The 18883-nt window shown below is 52.6% G+C and carries 16 protein-coding genes; 3 read left to right on the top strand and 13 right to left on the bottom strand.

The window, feature by feature from the left end; all coding sequences use genetic code 11:
* Positions 1–98: 98 nt before the first annotated feature.
* From PanJK_RS00325 to PanJK_RS00300, 6 genes are read right to left on the bottom strand one after another with little or no spacing between them, the layout of a single operon-like run.
* Positions 99–710 carry a glutathione S-transferase N-terminal domain-containing protein gene (locus tag PanJK_RS00325; protein WP_256698666.1) on the bottom strand — a complete coding sequence of 204 codons (612 nt, stop codon included), beginning with the start codon at positions 708–710 and terminating at the stop codon, positions 99–101.
* Positions 707–1717 (bottom strand): NAD(P)H-quinone oxidoreductase, encoded by a 1011-nt coding sequence (locus PanJK_RS00320; RefSeq protein WP_265296703.1) that lies wholly within the window; start codon positions 1715–1717, stop codon positions 707–709. Before PanJK_RS00320 ends, PanJK_RS00325 begins: the two co-directional genes overlap by 4 nt.
* Before the next feature lie 6 nt (positions 1718–1723).
* Positions 1724–2872 carry an ABC transporter ATP-binding protein gene (locus PanJK_RS00315; RefSeq protein ID WP_265296702.1) on the bottom strand — a complete coding sequence of 383 codons (1149 nt, stop codon included), beginning with the start codon at positions 2870–2872 and terminating at the stop codon, positions 1724–1726.
* A gap of 40 nt (positions 2873–2912) precedes the next feature.
* Complete coding sequence (gene argE / locus PanJK_RS00310; protein ID WP_265296701.1) at positions 2913–4058, bottom strand: acetylornithine deacetylase; 1146 nt, start codon at positions 4056–4058, stop codon at positions 2913–2915.
* A gap of 8 nt (positions 4059–4066) precedes the next feature.
* On the bottom strand, positions 4067–4741 hold the full coding sequence (locus PanJK_RS00305) for a DUF1028 domain-containing protein (RefSeq protein WP_265296700.1): 675 nt from the start codon (positions 4739–4741) through the stop codon (positions 4067–4069).
* 13 nt (positions 4742–4754) lie between these two features.
* Positions 4755–5180 (bottom strand): RidA family protein, encoded by a 426-nt coding sequence (locus PanJK_RS00300; RefSeq protein ID WP_256698661.1) that lies wholly within the window; start codon positions 5178–5180, stop codon positions 4755–4757.
* A 231-nt stretch (positions 5181–5411) separates the two neighbouring features.
* Here PanJK_RS00300 and PanJK_RS00295 point away from each other — a divergent pair, with 231 nt between their 5' ends.
* Positions 5412–5801, top strand: coding sequence for an acyl-CoA thioesterase (locus PanJK_RS00295; protein WP_061719234.1), 390 nt, complete (start codon positions 5412–5414; stop codon positions 5799–5801).
* A gap of 45 nt (positions 5802–5846) precedes the next feature.
* On the opposite strand, the gene PanJK_RS00290 is transcribed toward PanJK_RS00295, so the two are convergent.
* The 6 genes from PanJK_RS00290 to PanJK_RS00265 form a co-directional block, all read right to left on the bottom strand.
* Complete coding sequence (locus PanJK_RS00290) at positions 5847–6707, bottom strand: ketose-bisphosphate aldolase (protein ID WP_265297375.1); 861 nt, start codon at positions 6705–6707, stop codon at positions 5847–5849.
* Positions 6670–8121 (bottom strand): PTS fructose transporter subunit IIC, encoded by a 1452-nt coding sequence (locus PanJK_RS00285; RefSeq protein ID WP_265296699.1) that lies wholly within the window; start codon positions 8119–8121, stop codon positions 6670–6672. The genes PanJK_RS00290 and PanJK_RS00285 overlap by 38 nt, the downstream gene beginning before the upstream one ends.
* 21 nt (positions 8122–8142) lie before the next feature.
* Positions 8143–8616 (bottom strand): PTS sugar transporter subunit IIA, encoded by a 474-nt coding sequence (locus PanJK_RS00280; RefSeq protein WP_265296698.1) that lies wholly within the window; start codon positions 8614–8616, stop codon positions 8143–8145.
* Positions 8606–10123 carry a BglG family transcription antiterminator gene (locus tag PanJK_RS00275; protein ID WP_265296697.1) on the bottom strand — a complete coding sequence of 506 codons (1518 nt, stop codon included), beginning with the start codon at positions 10121–10123 and terminating at the stop codon, positions 8606–8608. The genes PanJK_RS00280 and PanJK_RS00275 overlap by 11 nt, the downstream gene beginning before the upstream one ends.
* A 403-nt stretch (positions 10124–10526) precedes the next feature.
* Positions 10527–11597 carry an acyltransferase family protein gene (locus PanJK_RS00270; RefSeq protein WP_265296696.1) on the bottom strand — a complete coding sequence of 357 codons (1071 nt, stop codon included), beginning with the start codon at positions 11595–11597 and terminating at the stop codon, positions 10527–10529.
* Positions 11598–11799: 202 nt separating this feature from the next.
* Complete coding sequence (locus tag PanJK_RS00265) at positions 11800–12819, bottom strand: LacI family DNA-binding transcriptional regulator (RefSeq protein ID WP_256698656.1); 1020 nt, start codon at positions 12817–12819, stop codon at positions 11800–11802.
* Positions 12820–13069: 250 nt separating this feature from the next.
* Here PanJK_RS00265 and ascF point away from each other — a divergent pair, with 250 nt between their 5' ends.
* Together ascF and PanJK_RS00255 are read left to right on the top strand one after the other, a co-directional pair.
* Complete coding sequence (gene ascF, locus PanJK_RS00260; protein WP_265296695.1) at positions 13070–14521, top strand: PTS cellobiose/arbutin/salicin transporter subunit IIBC; 1452 nt, start codon at positions 13070–13072, stop codon at positions 14519–14521.
* 11 nt (positions 14522–14532) lie between these two features.
* Entirely contained in the window at positions 14533–15969 is a 1437-nt protein-coding gene (locus tag PanJK_RS00255) for a 6-phospho-beta-glucosidase (protein WP_265296694.1), read from the top strand.
* A 546-nt stretch (positions 15970–16515) separates the two neighbouring features.
* Here the strand turns inward: PanJK_RS00255 and PanJK_RS00250 are convergent.
* A complete protein-coding gene (locus PanJK_RS00250; protein ID WP_265296692.1) occupies positions 16516–18564 on the bottom strand; it encodes an FUSC family protein in 2049 nt (682 codons plus the stop codon).
* Positions 18565–18883 lie beyond the last annotated feature (319 nt).

The raw sequence follows: 18883 nt of genomic DNA, 5'->3' as shown, positions 1-18883 counted from the left end.
CGCTATGCGGTGGTCACCATAAATGGCGACCCTACGGTTAAAGGGCCTGTTATTCGTAGGGTCGCCATTTATGGTGACCGAATGACGATTTACAGGGATCAATGTGGGCGCGTGCTGGCCATCGCTGGATGGGCATCGAACAGGGCAAACCAGGCGGCAGTCAGCGGATGGTTTGTTCGCCAGTTAAGGTCGGCAAAGCGGAAATCGAGATAACCGAGCGCGCAGCCGATAGCAATCACACCAAGATTGTCAGGCTGAGTGCTAAAACCACTAACATGGCGTTCAATTTCCGCCAACGCGGCACTGACTTTCTTCAATTGTCCATCGGCCCAACCTTGCCACTGCTTTTCCGCTGGACGCGCGCTGAATTCATAACGCGCCAGCAAAGCGGCATCGACCAAACCATCGCCTAACGCCTGCCGCGATAAGGTGATCCAACGCGTGTCACCGTGCGATGGCAACAAATCGCCCTGCGCGCGAGTAATTAGGTATTCACAAATCACACGGCTGTCGTACAGGCACAACCCTTCTTCCGTGCGCAGCGCCGGCACTTTAGCTAACGGATTAAAGGTGGCAATGCGCTCGTCACGTTCAATCGGATGTGCCGCGGAATCTAACAGCTCAATCTCATGAGTCAGCCCAAGACAATGTGCAGTGACCATCACTTTGCGCACATAAGCGGATGTAGTGGCGTAAAACAGTCGCATCATGTCAGCGCTCCCGGCTGATCCACGCTGAGCAGCACTTTGCCAATGTTGGCGTTGGCTTCAAGGATGCGATGCGCATCGGCCGCCTGCGCCAGCGGCAAAACTTGATGCAGCGTGGGGACGATTTTGCCTGCGGCGATGAGCGGCAGCAGATGCTTGCGGATGCACTCAGCCAGGCGCGCCTTTTCAGCCGCGCTTTTGGGGCGCAGCGTGGAAGAAGTCAAACTCAATCCTTTTCGCATCACCAATTGCAGATCGAGTTCGATCTTCGCGCCCTGCATAAATGACAAACTCACATGACGTCCGCCCTGCGCTAATACGCTAAGATTACGCGCCACGTAATCACCGCCGACGTTATCCAGCACCACATCCACGCCACGACCTGCGGTTTCCGCTGCAATCGCCGCGACAAAATCCTCTTTATGACGATCAATGGCGCGCCAGACGCCAATCTGTTGCAGTGCTGCGATTTTGTCAGCACCGCCTGCGGTGGCAATCACACGCGCGCCACAGGCCTGCGCACATTGAATGGCAAAAGTGCCGACGCCGCTAGCAGCACCGTGAATCAGCACGGTTTCGCCGGGTGCTAAGCGCCCCAACTCAAACAGGTTGTGCCACACGGTAAACGCCGCTTCGGGTACGCCTGCGGCATGCGACAACGGCAGATTATCGGGCAGCGGCAAACACAACTCAGCGCGCGCCACGCAATATTCGGCATAACCGCCACCGTTGAGCAGCGCCATCACCGCGTCACCGATGGCGAAGCCAATAACGTCTGCACCCAACGCCACCACGTCACCTGCCACTTCCAGACCTAACACATCTGTCGATCCCGGCGGAATGGGCATACCGTTGCGCTGCATAATATCCGGACGATTAACACCCGCGCTGGCGACACGAATCAGCACTTCGCCCGCCGCAGGTTGTGGCACAGCACGCTCCACAACCGTTAAAACCTCTGCGCCACCCGGCTGGCTGGCTATTACTGCTTTCATCATTTCAGGCAACATCGGAGCTTATCCCTGCTTAGCGGTGGTAAAAGCGCACACGCCTTCATCATCAAAGGTGATTCCCAGCACGCTGCCAACCGGCCAGCGCGTCAGGGAATCGAGCCCAGACTGACGCGCAAACAGCGATGCGCTGCCGAGCGCCGGCACATCAAGATGCACGTCAACGTGATCGCCCTGAAACACATGGGTGATCACCGTGGCGCTCAGGAAGGAGTGCGAAGACAGCGACCCCAACTGAATGTTTTCCGGGCGCACATACACATCCAGACGCTCGCCAACATTCGCCTGAACACGCTCTGGTGGCAGACGCAGCGCGTTGCCCCCCAGCTCAAGCACCGCCGCGTGATCGCGTCCAGCATAACGTCCCGGCAGAATATTGACGTCACCGACAAAGCCCGCCACAAAAGGATCGCGCGGCTGGCGATAGATCTCATCTGGCGTACCGATTTGGCGCACGTGCCCCGCTGACATCACCACCACGCGATCGCTCATGCTCAGCGCTTCGGCCTGATCGTGAGTGACAAACACCGTGGTGACGCCCAATTTGCGCTGGATCGCTTTCAGTTCGACCTGCATTGATAAACGCAGATTTTTATCCAGCGCGGAAAACGGCTCATCCAGCAACAAGACTTTGGGCCGGATCACCAGCGCACGCGCCAGCGCCACGCGCTGCTGTTGTCCGCCGGAGAGTTCACGTGGCTTGCGATGGCCGTAACCTGCCAGCTTGACCAAGGCTAATGCTTGCTCAACCCGCTCGGCGATTTCGGCCTTAGGCACGCCGCGCATACGCAGGCCGTACCCGACGTTTTTCTCTACCGTCATATGCGGGAACAGCGCGTAGTTTTGGAATACGATGCCGATTTCACGCTGGTAAGGTGGAATTTCGGTCACCAACTCACCATCAATAAAAATCTCGCCGCCGTCGGCTTCCGCAAAACCAGCCATCAGGTTTAGCAGCGTGGTTTTGCCACAGCCCGACGGGCCGAGCAGCGTTATAAATTCCCCTTCTTCAATGGTCAGGGAAATTTTGTGCAGCGCGATAGCGTCGCCAAATCTTTTCAGCACGCCATCTAACTGCACGGCGACGTTACTGGCTTTCGCTGATAGATGCGGCATATCGGGCTGCGGGAATCGGGTAATTTCTGCACTGACCATGAACTCTCCAAAACTGTCTTGCGTGACAACGTCACGGAAATTATTGACTCATCCATGCGGCTAAGCGTTGCAACATGGCGTCACAGGCATCTAACTGCGCGATGCTGATGAATTCGTCGGGTTTATGACCTTGCGCCATGCTGCCTGGCCCACAAATCACGCTGGGAATACCGGCCTGATGGAATAAGCCGCCTTCGGTGCCAAATGCGACGGTACTGAAGTCGCTGGATTGAGTTAAATAGGCGATCAGTCGCGCGGCCTCACTTTGGGCATCAGTCAATAATCCTGGATAGCCGCTGATCGGATATAAACGGATCGCGCTGTCCGCTGCGATGGCCTGCATGCGTGGCACCAACTCTGTTTGCGCAAACGCATCCAGCTCATCGGCGATGGCTTGCGCATCATCCTGCGGCAAGGTGCGCACTTCGAAATCAAAGGCGCATTCGGCGGGCACTATATTCAATGCGCGGCCGCCGCTGATGATGCCGGTTTGTACGGTGGTAAATGGCGGATCAAAACGAGAATCCTGATGTTGTGCCTTCCGCTCGCCAATCGCCGTTAACTGCTGGATCAATCTCGCGGCATATTCGATGGCATTGACGCCCTGCGGCGCATAGGCCGAATGGCAAGCCGCACCCTTCACTTCACAGCGCACGCCCAATTTGCCCTTATGACCCAGCACCGGTTGCAGTTCAGTAGGTTCACCGATCAGGCAGATGGCCGGTTTTTCCGGGCGCTGCGCCAGCGCATCCAGCAAAGTGCGCACGCCAAGGCAGCCGACCTCTTCGTCGTAGGAGATCGCCAGATGCAGCGGCTGTGTAAGGGGTTGTGCCAGAAAATGGGGCACTGCCGCCAGCATGCAGGCGATGTAGCCTTTCATATCGGTGGTGCCGCGGCCGTATAACTTGCCATCACGTTCGGTCAGTACAAACGGCGGCACGCTCCAGTTTTGCCCATCCACCGGCACCACATCGCTGTGGCCGGACAGCATCACGCCGCCATCGCCAGCGGGCCCAAGGCGCGCATACAAATTGGCTTTACTGCGTTCTGCGTTGTGGATCAGCTCACAGCTCACACCCAGATCACTCAGGTATCGCCAGACGAAATCGATCAATGCCAGGTTGGATTCACGGCTGGTGGTGTCAAACGCCACCAGCTTTTCAAGCAGTTGTCGGCTGGTAAACATGGGAACTCCTACTCGTCGCCCGGCACGCCGTAACGGGGTGCCTTCGTTGGATCGATGGCGCGCGTCACGTAATCGTTCATTTGCGGTTGATAGGCCAGCCACAGCTGGTTGAGTTCGCCAATCGCATCGCCTTCCGTCCAGTCAACGCGCAGATCGACAATTGGCCACACCTGATCATCAACGATCGACAATGCCGAGGAGTGCACCGGCCCCGCTTCACCGCCGGCCTGCATGCCCGCCTGCATCGCCGCGATTAAGCGCTCAGCTAAATGGCCGGAATGCTGCTCGAAGGCGCCTACCATTGCCGGAATCACCTCAGGGTTAGCCAGCAAATTACCCGCCGCCACGCAGTGATGACCGGTTTGCGTGTTATTAATGCCAAGGGTTTTATCGCCGCTAAAGCAGGCGGTCTGGCCATTCGCGGCTAACACCGTCACCTGGCGATAATGGTGATATTCATCGCTGGCCAAACCGGCTTTAAGCGCGGCTTCTGCGCTATCGCCTTGTTGCAGGCGATCAAGAATGCGCGGACCTAACGCCGGTAAGGTGATGTTTTGAGTTGATACCGCGCCTACCGCTGAGCGTAGCCATGGGCAACGTGCACCCACCGCAATGCTGGATGAGCTAATGGCAATGCCGATTTGGCCGGTTTCGTCACAGCGTCCCACAATGGATAACGTCATCGTCTCCCGCCTCTTATTCCGCTTGCCAGTCGTCTGGGATTACCGCGATCACATCGATTTCCATCAACCATTGCGGCTGACCTAAACCGGAAATCACCAAGCCGGTGGAGATTGGGAACACACCTTTCAGCCATTTACCCACCACCTGATACACCGGCTCGCGATAACGTGGGTCGATGATGTAGGTGGTGGTTTTAACGATGTGCGACAAGTCGCTACCCGCTTCTTCCAGTAGCTGTTTAACGTTCTTCATCGCCTGATCGGCTTGCGCGGCGGGATCGCCTAATCCCACCAGATTGCCCGCAAAGTCAGTGCCAATCTGTCCACGGACATACACGGTGTTGCCCGCGCGCACCGCCTGACAGAGATCGTTATCCAGCGCCTGATTGGGATAGGTTTCTTTGGTGTTGAATTTACGGATGCGAGTATGTGTGGTCATGCTTGCCTGCTATGCGAAAAGGGTTTGCGCAAGGTATACCTTCCCACGCGTGGCAGCGAAAACAGCATTAACCGAGGTGTTGCTTTAAAAAATCCGAAGGAGCTCACGGTGATGATTTTTAGCATTAAATTGTGATCATCATCACCAGCCGCTTAACCGGCGTTTACCGGGCGCGCGTTCTGCGGTATACCACCCTCCTTCTTCAGCTAACTCTCAGATAAGGATATAAAAATGTTTACAAAGCAGTATGAGGTTGATGAAAAACACATTGATTTTCAGGGCGTGGTCGATGGCCTCTACTATCCGTTTTATATGGAGTGGACGCGCCATGCTTACATGCGTGAAGCCCTGGGTATCGATATGGAAGAAGAGTTTAAGCAGGGCAAAATTTACATGGTGCTGGAGTATTCCTTGCGCTTTCGTAAGAGCCTGGTGAAAGGTGACCAGGTTGAAGTGACCTGTGTGCTGGCGAAGAATGAGAAACGCAATCGCGTTAATTTTGTACAGCAGATTCTAGTCAATGGCGTGGTGTATGCCGATGCGACTTTTGTTGCCACCTGCCTGCAGAATGGACGCCCTTCCATGCCTGATGCAGTGATGAACGCGTTAGCGGATGCTTGATGCGGTTTTGGTAAGGGTCGCCATGAATGGCGACCCTACGTACATTTAGCCATAGAGTTCGGCTTTACCCACTGAAGAGAACAACCGCATCTTATGCGCGACTACCTCTTTTGCAGCGGCAATCGGTTTCAGGAACAATTCACTCGGTTCATGCCCACCGCGTTTAATCTCATCTTCCAGCATGACAAAAAAGGCTTTCTTCATATCGCTGGAAATATTGATTTTACTGACGCCATGTTCAATAGCTTCAGCAACTTCGCTGTCTTTATTGCCGGAACCACCGTGCAATACCAGCGGAATATCCACGCGTGCGGCAATCTCTTTCAAGCGGGGAATATCCAGCTTTGGTTGTTTACCGGCTGGATAAAGCCCGTGCGATGTACCAATAGCAACCGCTAAGGTATCCACGCCGGTCTCTTTGACAAAGCGTTCTGCCTGATCGGGATCGGTAAAGAGGATTTCGCTGTGGCCGCCTTCCGCACTCCCCTCCGCTACGCCGATGGTGCCCAATTCCGCTTCCACTGACACATCCGCAGCGTGAGCGATTTCCGTCATTTTACGCGTCAGCGCAATATTCTCTTCAAATGGCAGCAAAGAAGCATCAATCATCACCGAGGTGTAGCCGGTTTGAATGGCTTTAATATTGTGCTCAAGCGATTGACCGTGATCCTGATGAATCACCACCGGCACGCTGGCTTTAGCGCCTAACTCACGTAGATAAACAATAAAAGCATCACCCACGAAATCATGTTCTACCGGGTGTACTTCCAGAATAACCGGTGATTTAAGTTCTTCCGCCACTTCAATTACCAGACGAGCAAACTCAGCGGAGGCGATATTAAAAGCGCCGACACCAAACTTATTATTCTTAGCCACGCTCAAAAGATTCTTCATGTTGATTAACATCATTCACTCCTTCGGTAAGGGTTTCATTTACGTCTTTCTTAATAAATCGCAGGATTACCGCGGTGAAAACCGCACCCGCAGCAATCGCAAACATATAGGCCAATACATGTGTAATCACATTAGGGATAAACAGGACGAACACGCCGCCGTGCGGTGCGCGTGAAGCGCAACCTAACGCCATGGAGAGCGCACCCGCTAAACCTGAACCGGCACAAATTGCGGGAATCACGCGCAGCGGATCGGAAACCGCATAGGGAATTGCGCCTTCAGTGATAAATGACAGTCCTAATACATAGGTGACTTTGCCGGTTTCGCGCTCTTGAGCAGTGAATTTGCGGCCAAACAGCGTGGTAGCCAGCGCAATGCCTAATGGCGGAACCATGCCAGCCGCCATACAGGCGGCGATAGGTTCATAAATGCCGGTGGACATTAACCCGATGGCAAACATGCACACGGTTTTGTTTAACGGGCCGCCCATATCAAATGCGACCATTACGCCAATCATTAACCCCATAATGGCGGCATTCATGTTGCCCATGCTTTGCAGGAAAGCGGTCAGCGCTTCCAGCAACATTCTGATGGGCTGACCGATAACTAAAATCATTAATGCGCCGGTTAATAACACCGTAAGCAGTGGCACAATCAGAATCGGTTTTAAACCCGCAATCGCCTTAGGCAGATGAATATATTTCACTACCAGCAACGTGATATATCCGGCGAGGAAGCCGGCAAATAGCGCCCCAAGAAAGCCCGCACCGGTGTGCACTGCGAGCATGCCGCCGACCGCGCCAGACACAATACCCAGATTGCCACTGATTGATTTACTGATGCCGAGCGACAGAATCGGCAACATCAGCGCGAAAGCCGCACCGCCACCGATATCAGACAACATTTTTGCAATCGGACTGAAATTCGCATCGCCTGGCGTTGCTGCAGTAATACCAAAGGAAAAGCTGAGGGCAATTAATATGCCTCCGGCTATCACAAACGGAATCATCAGATTCACGCCGGTAATGAGATGAATATAGAGCTGCGACAAGGTGGATTTTCCGCTCTGCGTCTCGCTATCATCGCTGTTTAACGCTTCGCTATTGCTGTTCATCTCCGGCTTTAGCGCGCCGCTCATAATATTGCTTAATAATCCGCTGGCATCTTTCGCCGCGCGCGCCACCGGTACTTTAAATATGCGCTTTCCCTTAAATCGGCGTAAATCGATGACTTTATCGGCAGCGATCAATACTGCATCCGCCTGGCTAATATCATCCTGAGTGAAGTGATATTCACTCTCCACCGCGCCGTGGGTTTCAACTACAATGTCGATGCCCATCTTCGCTGCACTTTTTTTCAGATTGGCTTCTGCAATGTAAGTGTGGGCGACGCCTGTCGGACAGGCGGTAATAGCGATCAGTTTCATTATAAACTCCAGGTAAAAAGTTTATACTCCGGTATTATTGACGATTAGCCGATACAACTCTTCGTTGGTTTTGGCATTAATTAATCGTTCAACAATCTCATCATCACCCAATGCCACAGACACACGGGCTAATACTTTAATATGACCAATGCCGCTATCGGCATTGCGTACCGCAAATAAAATCACCAGTTTTACCGCTACGTCCTCTTCAGTTTCCCAGTCAACCGGCGTGCGTAAATTAGCCACCGCCATGCGGGTTTCATTTACTGCCACCGATTTACCGTGAGGTATCGCCACCTGATTATCAAATCCGGTTGGCCCCAGCGCTTCTCGCGCCATCACATCCTGAATAAATAAGGCTTTATCATTAATAATATTCTCAGCATAAAGCAGCGACGATAGTGCCTCAATCACCTCAATTTTATTACTCGCCACTAAATCAGTAACCACACATGAGCGGGTTAAAATATCTGACACGATCACTTTATCCAGCATGATGTTTCTCCTTCATATTTTCATCAGAAAAAAGTTTTTCTGAAACTCGCGCAATATCTTTCTTAGAGAAAATTGCCGAGACATAGGCAACCGGTAACTCAACATCCTCTAATTTGATGGTTGAGATAATTAAATCGCACGCCTTCATTTCCAGTGTGCTCGAGAGCTGACTGCCGGGAACGATGGCAATAATTTCCCATTCGGGAAACGCACGATTGATACGACTGGATAACAACTGCGATGTTCCTACACCACTGGAGCAAACGATAATGATCTTCTTAGCAGCACGGAATTTATCCAGCGCGGTTTGTAGGTAAATCGTCAGATAAGCCACTTCATCATCCGAGATATCCGCATAGCCATATTTTTGATTAATACGGTCAGCTGCCTTTTTTACCGCATTAAAGGCGCTACCCAGCTCACTTTTAATTTCATCCAGCAATGGATTATGGATAGCGATGCCATAGGCAAGTCGATTGAGCATCGGCTTAATATGCTGAGCTAAATCGTGACGCAGTTTCTTATCCAGGCTAAGGTCAAGGCCCAGATCCTCGGATGATTCACGAATCAGTCTCTCAGCGTAGCGATCGGCTTCGCTGTTGAGTGGTAACGGAAGGCTATCGCCTGACGTCAGCGTATGGCGGCCCGATGAAATCAGATATTGATAGATATAACTCACTTCAATCGCCGGTAAGATCATTCGGTACTCATCCTGCAACCAGCTCACGGCTTTCTCGGCAATCGTCCACTCCTTGCCCTTGTGTCGCGTATAGGTTTGTACGTCCGATTGCGCCGTAAGGCCCGCCGCACGTCGAATCGTCACCAGCAGATGTGAAAAGAGATTGGTGTAATAAGGCTCACTGATGGCACAGGTTAATTCATCTTCAATTAAACCAATGAGCGAGATGCAATTATCCACGTTCACCTTGCCAAACTGATCGACTAATTTGGTTCTGGAAAAACGGTCAATTCGGCTATCCGCTGTTTGATACTGACTTAATACACCTACGGTGATGATATCTTTTAACGCCATACGTATATTCAGATCGTTACCGTGGATATAGGTGCCTGAATGGTCGCGAATCAACGTCAAAGCGAATGTAGCCAGCCAGGCCTCGACCTTTTTCAAATCTTCCACAATTGAAGATCGGCTGACAAAAAATTTCTCCGACAGCGCGCTGAGTGATAATGGCGCGGGTGATTGCGTCAATAAATCAGTAGAAATGCCGACCAGGCGTTTAGTGCCCAATATTTCATGATGCTGTTCAGAGATAACTGATGTGCCGCGCGAGAAAACCGATCCGCCATCAAAGCGCAAACCTAATCCTGGCTTACTAATGATGCGACGTTGATTTTCAGAACAAAATTCATTGATAACTTCAATATCTCTTCGCAGCGTACTGACAGAAATATCGAGAGATTCAGCAACCCGATTCGCCGGAACCCAATCATTCTCTGCGATCAGAAAATCAATAATTCCGTTTTGTCGTTGGTTCAGTGCTGTCATTCTTGACGCCCTTGGTTGTTTTTCACCGTTACCCACCATGGATACGTTTATACGAGAGATAAGCAACGAGGAAAATACTAAATGATGGGCAGAAGATGGACATATCGTTGAACACTTCATCACAACTGATAAGGCGAAAACAGATTTGAACTATGCGCGAGCTTAATTCGCGATAATATCTGTGGGATTATTTTGACGAGGTTATCATTTTTCAAAATAACTTATAAAAACGATCTGGGAAATGCAGGAAGTGTGATGGGCATCGTCATGCTAATCGCAGACAGCGACTACTTTCTCCAGCAATTGATGTCTGGGTTTAATGAATTTAATGCTTTGCGCGAAAATTATTTAGGTCGCCATAAATGGCGACCCTACGATTTGATATGTATGGAAAGTAGTGAGATTACGCTCCTGCGCCGGATTGCGGCGCTGCGGGGATGCGTTTTCCCTTTAGCATATTTCGCAGTGCCGGTTCGGCATATTTTGTTATCAGGAAAGCAATGTAGTACAGCACGCAGGCCACCACGATAGGCATCAGCAGCATGACAACTTCACTCTTGATATAGACGTTAAGTTTAATCAGCGTGGCGATCATCAGGTTTTCATGAATCAGATAAAATGCGTAACTGGCAAATCCAACAGCCGTCAGGAAGCGTATCGAAAGCCAGCGCTCCATCTGCTTTGAGTAGAAACTGGCAACAAAGAACACCAGCACCATCAGCAACGGAATGACTGTCATTATGCCAGCATTTTTGACGAAATAGCCGAAGTTAATCAGCATCGCCACGGCGACAATCGCGTAATGGAACAGTTTATCGCGACCGTGCATACGTTCATAAACCAGGCAACCCACCATAAACCAGGAATAATGTATAAAACCAAACTTGGAAATTATATCGATAAGCATCGGATGCCCAAGCGATTTTAATACCGACGAAGCGGATAATAGCAACATTGGCACCAGTAAAGCAGGCAAGCAATATTTCCGGCCCAGAGTAAAGTAAACGGCACCAATAATCAGATAGAAAACCGCTTCGACATACAGTGACCAGAACGATCCCGCCATTGATTTAAATTCAATGCCGGTTAATTGTGTCAGGGTTTCCGGATTGGTAAATATCAATCCAGGCAGCAGATTCCTGACGTACGGCGTCATGGCTGACCATTCCGGGAAGAAACCGCCTAGCGCGAAAAGCAGCATGCTGGCAATAAACATCGCGGGAAACAGCCGCAGCCAGCGCTTTTTCAAGAAACTGATATAGCTGTTGGATTTATCCAGCGTCATAAAAATGACAAATCCTGAAATCATGAAAAACAGTTCTACGCCGAGCCAGCCAAAGCTGAAAAGTGGGATATGTTGTGTTTGCGCGACATAAGGCAATAATTCCGGCCATCGTGCGTAAGCGTGGTAACCGATAACTAACAGGATCGCCAGGCCGCGCATACCATCAAGGTGCGTTATACGTGCGTGCATAATTCCCTCAGGAAAGATGACTGGATGAGTAAAGTCAAATTAGCATTGACAGAGTTTTACAATCAATCAGGCTAATTCTGATTAACGCAGATTGAAATAAGAGTCTCTTTAAAAAAGAAAGCCATTTATTAATGGAGAAACAACGCTATTTCCATCAAGTATCAATGACTAAATTAATGGAATTAGAAACTCAAATTTTCCATTACAGATTGTGATGCGGTCCCGGCCCAACAGATTCACGCAAAATTAATTCGCCAGAGAAGGTTTTGTCATTGCGCATTTCGCCGCCGTCCAGCATAGAAATCAAACGTTCGATGGTTTCCTTAATCATCTCAGTGACCGGCATTTTCACACTGGATAACGCCGGAATAGTAAACGGCGCCAGCGGGATATCATCGAACCCGATCACCGCCACTTGTGCAGGAACGGCAATCTGCGCTGCCGCCAGCGCTTTGAGCGCGCCCACCGCCATATCATCGTTGCTGGCCACCAGCGCTGAGAAATTCCTGCCCTGCTTCAGCAACTGTTCCACCGCTGCCATGCCGTTTTGCGCCTGCCATTTTCCTTCGACCACCAGCGCATCATTAATTGGAATACCATGTTTGGTCAGCGCTGCCTGGTAGCCCGCCAAACGTTCACGCCCGGTCGGCGAATCCAGCGAACCGGTGATAAAGGCAATATCTCGATGACCCAGCGCAATCAGCTGCTCCACCGCAGCGCTGCTGCTGCGCTGTTGATCGGAATAGATGCAGTAACTGTCGTGCTGTCGTAGACGACGGTTAATCACCAATATCGGGTGTTTATGCTGCGCGATGATGTTGTCCATTTCATCGGTGGTGAGAAAACGCGGATAGATAATCACACCATCGCAACGCAAATCGAGCAGGAACTGAATGGCTGCGCGCTCCTCTTCGGCGCTGTGTTTACCATCCACTAACAGCAGCTGACGTCCCTGCTGTTCCATCAGGCGCGCGGAGTGCTGCATCAACTCGGTGAAGTAGCTGCCGGTATACAAAGTGTTGGTAATCACCAGCCCAATCGTCTGGCTGGATTTGGTTGCCAGATTGCGCGCCAGCAAGTTAGGGCGGAAATCGGTGGCAGCAATCGCCTGATACACCTTCTCGCGTTTTTCCTGGCTGACATAACCATTGCCAGACAACACGCGCGAAACGGTTGCTTTTGATACGCCGGCTACTTTTGCCACCTCGATTATGGTCGCCATGTTTCACTCTTTTTCGATGCTCATCGCATCAGTGTACCTAAGCGACGAAATGTACGGCAATTTTTCTGCCATCGCCTTATCAGCGCCCTTTCACTGACAGCGATCAACTTCACACTTTCAATCATTGAATTTTAAATTTCTTGCCTGGCTTGCATCACATCTTCATGATTTTGTGAAACCGGTTTCTTATGATTAAAAATCACCCAGAAAACCGCTGTACCTCTACCAAATAATCAGAGATCAAAAATCCATGGCTAAAAATTATGCGGACGTCTCGCGCGCCATCGTGGCTGCGCTCGGCGGCCTGAACAATATCGAAGCGGTGACGCACTGCATGACGCGCCTGCGCTTCGTGGTGAAAGACAGCGCGCACATTGATAACGCCGTGCTGAAAGCCATTCCCGGCGTGATGGGCGTCGTGCATACCGATACGCAATGTCAGGTGATCATTGGTAACAACGTGAACCTCGCCTATCAGGAAGTCCTGAAGCTCGGCACACCGAACAGCGACGGCGCGGCGCCTGTGAAACGCAAAATCACCCTGCGTAGCATCGGTGCCGGGATTCTGGATGCGCTGGTGGGCACCATGTCGCCGCTGATTCCGGCGATCATTGGTGGCTCGATGGTGAAGCTGCTGGCGATGGTGCTGGAGATGAGCGGCGTGCTGGAGAAAGGCTCCTCGACGTTGATCATCCTCAACGTGATTGGTGACGGCGCGTTCTTCTTCCTGCCGATTATGGTGGCCGCTTCAGCTGCGCTGAAATTCAAAACCAACATGTCGCTGGCGATTGCCATCGCGGGCGTGCTGGTGCATCCCAACTTTGTCGATTTGATGGCCAAAGCGGCGCAAGGTCAGGCGGTGGAATTCGCCTATATCCCGGTGACGGCGGTGAAATACACCTACACGGTGATTCCGGCGTTGGTGATGACGTGGATTCTGTCGCACATCGAATACTGGATCGACCGCATTACGCCGGCGGTTACCAAGAACTTCCTGAAGCCGATGCTGATTGTGCTGGTGGCTGCGCCGATCGCTATTGTGCTGATCGGACCACTCGGCATCTGGATTGGTAGCGGTATTTCGGCGCTGGTTTACACCATTCACGGCTATCTTGGCTGGTTGTCGGTGGCGATCATGGGCGCGCTGTGGCCGCTGCTGGTGATGACCGGTATGCATCGCGTGTTTACGCCAACCATCATTCAAACCATTGCTGAAACCGGCAAAGAAGGCATGGTGATGCCGTCGGAAATTGGCGCCAATCTGTCGCTGGGTGGTTCTTCGCTGGCGGTGGCGTTCAAAACCAAAAACCCAGAACTGCGTCAAACCGCGTTTGCGGCGGCGGCATCGGCGATTGTCGCGGGCATTTCTGAACCGGCGTTGTATGGTGTGGCGGTCAGGTTGAAACGACCGCTGATCGCCAGCCTGATCAGTGGCTTTATCTGCGGCGCGGTAGCCGGTATTGGTGGACTCGCCAGCCATTCGATGGCTTCGCCCGGCTTGTTCACCAGCGTGCAGTTTTTCGATCCCACCAATCCGATGAGCATCGTGTGGGTCGGCGGCGTGATGGTGCTGTCGGTGGTGCTCTCCTTCATTCTGACGTTGATTCTCGGCTTTGAAGATATTCCGGTTACCGAGCCCGCACAGCCAAAGCCGGTGACGGATGATGTCAAACCCGCCAACGTTAATTTATCCAAGGTGTAAAAGAGGTTTTTATGTCTGAAGTGACATTTCCAGAGGGATTTTTGTGGGGCGGCGCGTTAGCTGCCAATCAGTCAGAGGGGAGCTATCTGGCGGGCGGTAAAGGCTTAACCACGGTGGACATGATCCCGCACGGCGCGCATCGCATGCCGGTAAAGCTGGGTCAGGAGAAGCGCTTCGCACTGCGCAGCGATGAATATTACCCAAGCCATGACGCCATCGACTTTTACCGCCGCTACAAAGACGATATCGCGCTGATGGCGGAAATGGGCTTCACCGTGTTCCGCACCTCAATTGCCTGGAGCCGTATTTACCCGCAAGGTGATGAGCTGACGCCCAACGCGGAAGGCATCGCCTTCTACCGCAGCCTGTTTGAAGAGTGCCAGAAATATGGCATTACGCCGCTGGTGACGCTGTGCCACTTCGATGTGCCGATGCATCTGGTGAACGAATACGGTTCGTGGCGCAATCGTAAAATGATCGAATTTTTCAGCCGCTACGCGCGTACCTGCTTTGAAGAATTTAACGGTCTGGTGAAGTATTGGCTAACCTTTAACGAGATCAATATCCTGCTGCACAGCCCGTTTTCTGGCGCAGGTTTGGTGTTCGAACCGGGCGAAAATCCGGAGCAGGTGAAGTATCAGGCGGCACATCATGAATTGGTGGCAAGCGCGCTGGTGACCAAAATCGCCCATGAAATTAACCCGGAAAACCAGGTTGGCTGCATGCTGGCGGGCGGCAACTTCTATCCGTGGTCGTGCAAGCCGGAAGACGTGTGGGCCGCGCTGGAGAAGGATCGCGAAAACCTGTTCTTTATCGATGTGCAGGCGCGCGGCGCTTACCCTTCCTATGCCGCGCGGGTGTTCCGCGAGAAAGGCGTGGAGATTGCGATGGAACCGGAAGATGCCGCCACGCTGCGTCACACCGTCGATTTCGTCTCCTTCAGCTATTACGCCTCACGCTGCGCCTCGGCAGAGATGAACGAGCAAAACAGCAGCGCCGCCAACGTGGTGAAATCGCTGACCAATCCGCATGTCAAACGCAGCGATTGGGGCTGGGGCATCGATCCGCTCGGCCTGCGCATCACCATGAACATGATGTATGACCGCTACCAGAAGCCGCTGTTCCTGGTGGAAAACGGCCTCGGCGCGCGCGATGAAATCAACGCCGACGGCGAGATTCACGACGATTACCGCATCAGCTACCTGAAGGAACACATTCAGGCGATGGGCGAAGCGATTGCCGATGGCATTCCGCTGATGGGTTATACCACCTGGGGCTGCATCGATTTGGTGGCGGCATCGACCGGCGAGATGAGTAAGCGCTACGGATTTGTTTATGTCGATCGTGATGATAAAGGCAACGGCAGCCTTGAACGCATCCGCAAAAAATCGTTCTGGTGGTACAAGCAAGTGATCGCCAGCAACGGGCGGAATCTGGACGCGATTTAAATAGATGGTCGCCATGAATGGCGTAATGCTTTTCAGTTAAGAACGCATTTTGCTTTGAATAGGTAGCGGGCTCTGACACATCTGCTGCGTCACGGGCCGTCCTCGCGCCGCTAGCGCGGTGCCTTCGGCTTCCATGTCGTGCCAACGGACCGTTCGCGGATCGGCCGTCCTGGCCGCCCCCGAACTGCCTCATGCATCCATGCATGAGGCTCCTGGCCCGACGTAAAGGCCTCAGCGCTGCGATTGGCCCTTTTGCCGCAGCAGACGCGCCAGCGCCTCTGGCAAATGTGCCCTTTTCAATAACGCGCACTGAAGCTTATGAGCAGGCCGGGGACACGTTTGGGCAGGCAATCCGCAGCGCTGAACGAAGCGAGGAAGCCAGGAGAGCCCGCAGGACGCGGGCGAAAGGCGGAGCCGGGACAAGGAAGTCCCGTCTCCGCCGGTCCGTCAGGCAGACGAGCGAAGTGAAGGGACCGCGTAAGCGGCGCGAGGACCGCCGGACCAAAAGTGCCCCCGGCCTGCGCACTCATGCCATGAATGGTGACCCTACTTAATGATCGGCCATGCTTGTTGCGGGAACAGATAGAGCCGAATACTGAACAGATGGAACAGCGGCGTCAGCACCTTTTCATCGTGTTTCGCCAGTTGTTCCAGCTTCAATAGCAGTAAATCCAGCTCCTCCTGCAAATCCGCATGCGGCGGCGTTTGCAGCGATTTCAGGCGACGCTTAAGAAACAGCGCCAGCTCATGAAACATCTGTCCGCTATCCAGCTGATATTGCTGCAGCAACTCTTTGTGGCGCGCGTAATAGTCAAAGCTGTTAACGCCTAGCCACACTTCCTTGAGCAACATGCCAGCCGAGCGCATATCGGGATGCGGATCGAGGCGTAAACGCGGCAGCACCACGTTCACTTTATCCAGCATCAGGCTGATAAAACGTTGACGTCCCAGCAGTGACGAACCATTGCGCTCGGTCTCTTTAATAAAGCGCAACAGCTCGCGCAGACCTTGTCGCACGGCGCGGCGCGCAGTCCATGAGGGACGTTTGTTGCGCATGATGGCGGTGATGATCACTGCAAACATTACGCCCGCCATGGTGGCAATCGCGTTGTTGATCAGCAGCACCAGATCGGGTTTTAAATGGTGGCCGAGGCCAATAAAGCCCGGAATCTGAATCGCCACGCTCAGGCCAATCATGTTGGTGGTGGGACGCGCGATCATCAGTGCCAGCAGCAGCAGGCCGGGCGCAAGGCAAATCATCAGGGCTTCGAATGAGGTCGCTTGCGGGATCAAAAGCGCCACGTAAATCACGCTGATAATGATTGCCACGATCACGCCACGCACAAACAGCTTCATCGAGGTCAGCGGCGTATCCTGACTGGCGAGCAGTGAGCAGAGAATCGCTGCCATCACCGGTGCCGATGCGCCATCACGCCAGCCCGTTCCCATCCACAGTAAGCAGGAACCGAAGGTGGCACAAAAAGCGGTTAACGCTGACAGCCGGATTAACCCTTTATCGAAAAAGCGGTGCGTGCGTTTACCGCGCGCCAGTGTGGTGTCGCCCGACAGATCGCTCACCAATCCGCCGACGCTTTGATAAGCACCCGCAATACGCACAAAATCCGCCAGACGTTCCATTAACCCGGTAAACAGCAGCCAGTTTTCAGTGGGTAATTCGCCGTTTTGCCAGGCGAGGTTGAGTTCAGCCTGACACGCGCTCAACGTCTGTTGAATGCCGCCGGTCTCCCCCACCGCTTCACCGTCGTTGAGCCACAGCAGAAACAGCTGAAAGGTCTGCGCCACGTTTTCCGGGAAGGCGACTTGCAGTGTTGAAAGCCGCTGCAGGCGCATCTCAATGGCCGTTAACGTCGGGATCAGATAGGAGAGATGTTGATACTGCACGCTCACCAGCCGAATCAGTCGCCGCGCGGCATCACCTTCATAGACGCAATGGGTGATCAGCACTTCCACCTGCTGCGGATGGGTCGCCATGCGAATCAGAATGTCGTCACGCTCGGGCGAGCTGTCGCTGGGAATACCCGAAAGCAAATCGCCGCACAGTTTACGCGCGTTGAGATACCAGTGGCTGACGCTCTGCTCCAGCAGGCTGCGCATTGATACCGGAAACAGCAGCGCATGCACCAGACTGCTACAGACGATGCCGAGTGTGATCTCTTCTATACGTGAAATCACCGTGCTGGTGATTGACAGCGGCGTGGTGACTTCCGGAAAACCCATGATCGCCGCGCTGTAACCGGCCAGCATAAACACGTAACTTTTCGGCGTGCGGTCGTGCAGCGACAGATAAAGGCAAACGCTGACCCACAGCGAAATGCAGAAACAGAACAGCAGCGGATGCTGCACGGTTGGCGGAAAAATAAAGAAAACGAATACGCCACCTAATAAGGTGCCCAGCAGGCGGAACACCGATTTTGAAATGGTTGAGGCGGAATAGAGCTGCGACGCAAGCAAAACCGTGGTCACCGCCCAGGCCGGTTTATCCAGGTTCAATTCGAGTGCGAAATAGAGTGCCAGAAAGGCGGCCAGACAGGTTTTTACAGCAAAAAAAACGGCGTTTTTTGACAACCACTGCATGACACGGTGACCAGGATGTACTGAATGTTGCGTATCCTGCCAGAATGTGAAAAAGCCTCACCTCGATAAATATGTCGAATTGTTTCGCAATCGAAAATCATGTTCATGGCGCGATTTGCCTGCGATGGGAATGTGTAAGCTCTGCTAATGGAAGCACAAGGGAAAGATGCGGTTTTGTCGCTAATTTACCCATCATCAGCGTTTTGAGCCGCTTTAACGCACATCAGTTATCAGGACAATAAATGTGTGTTGGATCACACTTTGGCCAAATACGTCCTTTTTGGCTTCTTATCCATAAAATAATTTCGCGCAGAGACAG

It is taken from the genome of Pantoea sp. JK, from assembly GCF_026130245.1.
Taxonomy (GTDB): Bacteria; Pseudomonadota; Gammaproteobacteria; order Enterobacterales; family Enterobacteriaceae; genus Pantoea; species Pantoea trifolii.
This window is presented reverse-complemented; position numbering and strand designations above follow the sequence as displayed.

What these genes read in the sequence shown, in the direction of transcription:
- PanJK_RS00250 (WP_265296692.1), bottom strand. Translation starts at nt 18,564, where the DNA reads ATGCAGTGGTTGTCAAAAAACGCCGTTTTTTTTGCTGTAAAAACCTGT.
- PanJK_RS00290 (WP_265297375.1), bottom strand. Translation starts at nt 6,707, where the DNA reads ATGTTAATCAACATGAAGAATCTTTTGAGCGTGGCTAAGAATAATAAG.
- PanJK_RS00280 (WP_265296698.1), bottom strand. Translation starts at nt 8,616, where the DNA reads ATGCTGGATAAAGTGATCGTGTCAGATATTTTAACCCGCTCATGTGTG.
- PanJK_RS00265 (WP_256698656.1), bottom strand. Translation starts at nt 12,819, where the DNA reads ATGGCGACCATAATCGAGGTGGCAAAAGTAGCCGGCGTATCAAAAGCA.
- argE (WP_265296701.1), bottom strand. Translation starts at nt 4,058, where the DNA reads ATGTTTACCAGCCGACAACTGCTTGAAAAGCTGGTGGCGTTTGACACC.
- PanJK_RS00255 (WP_265296694.1), top strand. Translation starts at nt 14,533, where the DNA reads ATGTCTGAAGTGACATTTCCAGAGGGATTTTTGTGGGGCGGCGCGTTA.
- PanJK_RS00295 (WP_061719234.1), top strand. Translation starts at nt 5,412, where the DNA reads ATGTTTACAAAGCAGTATGAGGTTGATGAAAAACACATTGATTTTCAG.
- PanJK_RS00305 (WP_265296700.1), bottom strand. Translation starts at nt 4,741, where the DNA reads ATGACGTTATCCATTGTGGGACGCTGTGACGAAACCGGCCAAATCGGC.
- PanJK_RS00325 (WP_256698666.1), bottom strand. Translation starts at nt 710, where the DNA reads ATGATGCGACTGTTTTACGCCACTACATCCGCTTATGTGCGCAAAGTG.
- PanJK_RS00275 (WP_265296697.1), bottom strand. Translation starts at nt 10,123, where the DNA reads ATGACAGCACTGAACCAACGACAAAACGGAATTATTGATTTTCTGATC.
- PanJK_RS00270 (WP_265296696.1), bottom strand. Translation starts at nt 11,597, where the DNA reads ATGCACGCACGTATAACGCACCTTGATGGTATGCGCGGCCTGGCGATC.
- PanJK_RS00300 (WP_256698661.1), bottom strand. Translation starts at nt 5,180, where the DNA reads ATGACCACACATACTCGCATCCGTAAATTCAACACCAAAGAAACCTAT.
- PanJK_RS00320 (WP_265296703.1), bottom strand. Translation starts at nt 1,717, where the DNA reads ATGTTGCCTGAAATGATGAAAGCAGTAATAGCCAGCCAGCCGGGTGGC.
- ascF (WP_265296695.1), top strand. Translation starts at nt 13,070, where the DNA reads ATGGCTAAAAATTATGCGGACGTCTCGCGCGCCATCGTGGCTGCGCTC.
- PanJK_RS00315 (WP_265296702.1), bottom strand. Translation starts at nt 2,872, where the DNA reads ATGGTCAGTGCAGAAATTACCCGATTCCCGCAGCCCGATATGCCGCAT.
- PanJK_RS00285 (WP_265296699.1), bottom strand. Translation starts at nt 8,121, where the DNA reads ATGAAACTGATCGCTATTACCGCCTGTCCGACAGGCGTCGCCCACACT.